The organism is Nitrospirota bacterium (genome assembly GCA_016207905.1).
Taxonomy (GTDB): domain Bacteria; phylum Nitrospirota; class Thermodesulfovibrionia; order Thermodesulfovibrionales; family JdFR-86; genus JACQZC01.
In genome coordinates, this window is sequence record JACQZC010000069.1 from 1 (window position 1) to 3,803 (window position 3,803).

2 protein-coding genes, 1 tRNA gene and 1 pseudogene are annotated in these 3,803 nt (G+C 44.6%); all 4 read right to left on the reverse strand.

Annotated features, from left to right (window positions below):
* Positions 1-345 precede the first annotated feature (345 nt).
* Positions 346-418: transfer RNA gene (locus HY805_08695), tRNA-Asn, on the reverse strand.
* Positions 419-482: 64 nt separating this feature from the next.
* Positions 483-1,415 (reverse strand): ACP S-malonyltransferase, encoded by a 933-nt coding sequence (gene fabD / locus HY805_08700; protein ID MBI4824288.1) that lies wholly within the window; start codon positions 1,413-1,415, stop codon positions 483-485.
* Positions 1,415-2,596 (reverse strand): annotated as a pseudogene (locus tag HY805_08705) (4Fe-4S binding protein). Before HY805_08705 ends, fabD begins: the two are co-directional and overlap by 1 nt.
* Positions 2,587-3,372, reverse strand: a complete 786-nt coding sequence (locus HY805_08710) for an electron transfer flavoprotein subunit beta/FixA family protein (protein MBI4824289.1) — start codon at positions 3,370-3,372, stop codon at positions 2,587-2,589. Before HY805_08710 ends, HY805_08705 begins: the two are co-directional and overlap by 10 nt.
* Between the last annotated feature and the right edge of the window lie 431 nt (positions 3,373-3,803).

Genomic DNA, 3,803 nt, shown 5'->3' on the forward strand with positions numbered 1-3,803 from the left:
AAGGCACGGACTTCGGTAAAATAACCAATGAGCAGGTGGCAATGGTAGCATCATTAATTAACACAAGGCCCAGAAAATGTCTGGGCTACAAGACGCCCCTTGAAGTCGCATCTGTTGCACTTCGAGATTGAATGTAGGATATCATTCCTTATTCCTTTTCTGTCATTCCTCATTCCTCGAGTCATGAATAGACCGAGCCAATCTGCTATTTGTTAACCACTCGCTGCTGGGCAAGTCCCTGTGCTTAGGGTTCTAAACCTGGCACATAAGGTTTTGGTGTTAACCAGATATTAGTAATCTCTTTAAAATCACTACGATACAGGCATTCGATCGAAAAAAAGAAAGCTCCTGGGGAGGGACTCGAACCCCCGACCAAGTGGTTAACAGCCACCCGCTCTGCCAACTGAGCTACCCAGGAATTAAAAATCTTATCTAATAGTATACCAATTCCAAATCAAGTTTTTGTCAATCTTTGGCAGGAATTATTTCAATGCCGCCAGTGTCTGCTCAAGGCTCTCTGTGTCCTGAACATTAAGGAGCTTTGCAGAAGGCTCTATCCTTTTAATCAATCCTGAAAGAACAGTTCCCGGACCAACCTCTACAAATGTATCTACACCAAACTTTACCATTTCTCTTACAGAGTCTTCCCATAAAACAGGGCTCTGAAGCTGTTTCACCAACGATGCCTTCACACCAATGGCAGTCGTAAGAAATATTGCATCTGCATTGCTTACAATCGGTATCTTTGGCTCATTCATATAAATGTCTTCTAAGAAAAGAAACTCAGAAAGCCTTTTTGATGCATTCTCCATCAGGGCTGAGTGGGAGGGAACACTTACCCGAAGCGGAATTGCCCTTTTGGCACCTGCCTCTTTCATCAGCCTCATTGCCTCAGTAACTGCCTGCCTCTGTCCTGATATTACTATTTGTCCCGGACAGTTATAGTTTGCAGACCTTACATAACCTACCTTTACATCGAGGCATATCTTATCCACATCCTGCCTTTGAAGTCCTAAAATAGCTGCCATCATGCCCTCCCCTTCAGGAACTGCCTCCTGCATCATCTTTCCCCTCATCTCAGTAATCTCAAGTCCATCTCCCAATGAAAAAACCTCTGAGGCAACTAAGGCAGAATACTCACCTAAGCTATGTCCTGCAACAACACTGGGCAGAACATTCTTCGATGTAATGACTGTATAGGCAGAGATGCTTGCTAAAAGAAGACATGGTTGAGTTTTAATGGTCTTGTTAAGCTCCTCGGCAGGTCCTCTGAAGCTTAGCCCTGCGAGGTCGTATCCAAGCACCTCCTCAGCCTGCCTGTATAACTCCCTTACTTCCTTGAAGTTGTTATAAAGGTCAGAAGCCATACCCACATGCTGAGAGCCCTGTCCAGGAAAGACAAATGCTATTTTCATTAGCCCTTCATCTCCTTGAGCCTTTTTATGAGAAGTGGAATTACCTCAAAGACATCACCGATTATACCATAGGTTGCAACATTGAATATCGGTGCCTCTGGGTTTTTATTTATCGCCACTATTATATCGGAGGACTGCATTCCAACCAGATGCTGGACTGCTCCTGATATTCCGCATGCTATGTAAAGCCTTGGGCATACTGTTTTCCCTGTCTGTCCAACCTGCTGGCTATAAGGAATCCAGCCTTCATCCACTGCTGCCCTCGAGGCTCCAAGTGCGCCTCCCAAAAGCTCTGCAAGCTCATAGAGCATTCTAAAGCCTTTCTCTCCAACCCCTCTTCCGCCTGAAACTATGACATTTGCCTCAAGAAGATTGCCCCCTGAAGAAGCCTTTTTTTCCGAGGCAATCACATGACTTCTTGAAGTAATGCCACTTGCCTTTACCTCTATAATCTCACCCTTTTTGTTTTCGTTATACTGCCCCCTTTTCATGACCCTTGGCCTCACAGTGGCTATCTGCGGTCTCCTTGCAGGGCATATGATAGTTGCCATTATGTTTCCCCCAAAGGCAGGCCTTGTCTGAAGAAGGTTTCTTGTCTCTTTATCTATACTTAACCCTGTGCAGTCGGCAGTCAAGCCTGTTTTTAGCCTTGCCGCTACCCTCGGTATAAATGACCTTCAAATCGAAGTTGCGCCTGCAAGCACAATCTCTGGCTTATGCTCATTTATGAGTGAGCTAAGAAGCCCTGTATAAGGCTCATCGTTGAATCTCTCGAATATTGGGTCATTCGAGTAATAGACCTTATCAGCCCCCCATCTTATAAGCAGGTCTGCCTTATCCCTGCCTGCCCCGAATAAGACTGCGGTTAGCTCAACGCCAAGGTCATCGGAAAGCCCCCTTCCTCTGCCAAGAAGTTCGTATGAGACATCTGCTACCTCAGAGCCTCTTGTCTCTGCAAACACCCAGACCCCTTTGTAGTCGGTTAGAGGGACAGTAACAGACTCTTTCTCCTTTATCTCTACAATAGCTCCCTCAGGGCATACAGGAAGGCATGCCATACACAGCTGGCAGTACTCTGTAATATAAGCCTTGCCCTCCTTCATGACAATTGCCTCATACGGGCAACTGCCTAAACAGCTTTCGCATCCAGTGCATTTATCGGCAATAACGATTACAGGCATTTCAGTCCCTTAAGCTCATTTATGAGTTCATCCACCTGCTCTTCGACCTTGCCCTTAAGAATCCTTCGGTCTCCTCTTTGCTCGGGTGCAAAGATTCTCTTGACCTGAGTTGCCGAGCCCTTTAAACCTAATCTTTCCTCATCTGCACCAATGTCCTCAGGAGACCATTTTTTAATCTCTGCTTTCTTAGCAGTAATCTTTCCTTTTAAAGAAGGCAATCTGGGCTCGTTAAGCTCTTTAACTACCGTTAAAAGAAGAGGCAGACTGGATTCAACAATATCCGAGCCATCGTCCATAAGCCTTTGAACCTTTATAGCCTTTTCTCCTATATCCTCTATTTTTCTCACATAGGAGATATGGGGAATGTTTAGAAGCTCTGCCACCTCGGGTCCTACCTGTGCAGTGTCTCCGTCTATTGCCTGCTTGCCACAGATGATTATATCTGCATCGAGCCTCTCTACTGCCTTTGAAAGGGCATATGAGGTGGCTAATGTATCTGAGCCTGCAAAAGCCTTTCCTGTTAAGAGAACCCCTTCGTCAACACCCATGGCTATAACATCCCTGAGCGCAACCTCTGCTTGTGGAGGGCCCATTGTAAGGGCAGTAACTTTTCCTTTGCCGAGCTTTTCTTTAATGGATAATGCGGCCTCTACTGCATGCATGTCATATGGGTTTATGATGCTTGGCACACCCTCTCTCATAAGTGTGCCTGTCTCTGGGTTAATCCTTACCTCAGCAGTGTCAGGAACCTGTTTTATGCAGACAACTATATTCACGATTGAAATTTAATTATACGACTTCGCCATATGGCTCTGCAATAGCATGAATTGCCCCTTCAAAAATCTACTCCAACAGGATTCGTTGAATCGTTGCCATCTCCTTTTTTTATAGGTTCAATTTCAATTCCCTAAGTGCTTGAATTATCTTCATTTTTATCGTCAGAGTGTTCAATCATGTTCAATTTGTTCAAATCAGCTGTTTTCTCATCTATAGCATCAGCCTTGCACTCAGCCTTTTTTCTTTTGAGATTTTTTTATTCATATGTCGCACTATATCAGTAAAAAATGGAAGCAGTCAATATGAAATGTTTCACCTGAAATGTTTCACCTGAAATAGTTCACCTGAAGTATTTCACTTGAAATGTTTCACTTAAGACATTTCCACATTACCCCTCTTTTTGTCATTCCGCACCCCCTCCGTCATTCCC